Annotated in this window: 2 pseudogenes; one reads left to right on the top strand and one right to left on the bottom strand. The window is 47.8% G+C overall.

Going from position 1 to position 251, the window contains the following annotated elements:
- Positions 1 to 160 (top strand): annotated as a pseudogene (locus tag A7090_RS25615) (IS4 family transposase); the annotation flags it as partial.
- A 23-nt stretch (positions 161 to 183) separates the two neighbouring features.
- On the opposite strand, the pseudogene A7090_RS26945 reads toward A7090_RS25615, so the two are convergent.
- Positions 184 to 251: pseudogene (locus A7090_RS26945) on the bottom strand (hypothetical protein); the annotation flags it as partial.

Below are 251 nucleotides of genomic sequence, written 5' to 3'. Positions count from 1 at the left end.
AAATGAGGCCAACAGCATTAAAGCACGGCGGGTAATCTCGTATCTGACGTTAGCGAAGAATGTCTTACGACACTCCCCGCTAATTTTAAGACGAACAGTGCTAAGCACAGTTCTTAATCATCTCGCCAAAACCTACCAGAATATGGTGTTGGTTTATTAGCGCTGATTTATGGGGATCCCTCAGCGCTTCAGCCCCGTAAAACGCATCTGACTTCCGCACAGCACGCACTTCAGCGGGTCAACCTTCAGTA

The sequence above is a fragment of the Escherichia sp. MOD1-EC7003 genome, from assembly GCF_002965065.1.
GTDB lineage: Bacteria > Pseudomonadota > Gammaproteobacteria > Enterobacterales > Enterobacteriaceae > Escherichia.
This window is presented reverse-complemented; position numbering and strand designations above follow the sequence as displayed.